1 protein-coding gene is annotated in these 1034 nt (G+C 69.1%); it reads left to right on the top strand.

The features are described from left to right. On the top strand, positions 1-982 hold a 982-nt coding region (locus FKP22_RS31510; protein WP_310733407.1), incomplete at its 5' end, for a YhdP family phospholipid transporter. Positions 983-1034 lie beyond the last annotated feature (52 nt).

Here is a 1034-nt window from a genome sequence, read left to right on the forward strand (position 1 = left end):
CGAGCGGGCCGGCCTGGTGCACGCACGCTTCACGCGGCTGGCGCTGCCGCAGTCCGAGGCCGATGCGGTGGACGACATCCTCGACGACCCGGGCGACCATCCGCCGGCGCTGGACATCGTGATCGACGACTTCGAGCTGGCCGGCAAGAAGCTGGGCAAGCTGGAGGTGGACGCGGCCTACAAGGGGGCGGACTGGCGGCTTTCCAAGCTGAACCTGACATCGCCCGAGGCCAAGCTCGTGGGCAGCGGCCAGTGGTCGCCCGGCCCGCGCCGGCGCATGGCGATGGATTTCCGGCTGGACCTCAGCGACAGCGGTGGCCTGCTGGAGCGCATGGGCATGGGCCGGGTGATGCGTGGTGGCAAGGGCCACATCCTGGGCCAGCTGGCCTGGACCGGCTCGCCGCTGACGCCGGAATGGGCCGAGATGACCGGCCAGATGCAGCTGGCGCTGGACAGCGGGCAGTTCCTGAAAGTCGATGCCGGCGTCGGCCGGCTGCTGGGCGTGCTCAGCCTTCAGAACCTGCCGCGCCGGCTGCTGCTGGACTTCCGCGATGTGTTCCAGGAAGGCTTTGCATTCGACAACGCCAGCGCCGACATTGCGCTGGCCGATGGCGTGGCGCGCACCAACAACCTGCGCATTCGCAGCGCGCAGGCGGTGGTGCTGATGGAAGGCAGCGCCAACATGCGCCAGGAAACCCAGAACCTGCGCGTGGTCGTGGTGCCCGAGATCAATGCCGGTACCGCCTCGCTGGCCTACGCCGCGATCAACCCAGTGATCGGCCTGGGCACCTTCCTGGCCCAATGGTTCCTGCGCAAGCCCTTGATGCAGGCCAGCACCCGTGAGTTCCAGGTCACCGGCCCCTGGGACAAGCCCAATGTCGTCTCGGTCGAACGCAAGGCCAACGAGCCTCTGCCGGACCTGGACGCGCCGCTGCTGCCGACACCTGCGGCCTCTGCCGCGTTGGCCCCGGCCGCGCCCTGAACCGGCCGCGGCGGTATGCTGCACGGCATGAAGATCGCCGCCCTGCAAATGG

Origin of the sequence: Ideonella azotifigens, from assembly GCF_006519715.1 — a bacterium.
Lineage (GTDB): Bacteria > Pseudomonadota > Gammaproteobacteria > Burkholderiales > Burkholderiaceae_C > Ideonella > Ideonella azotifigens.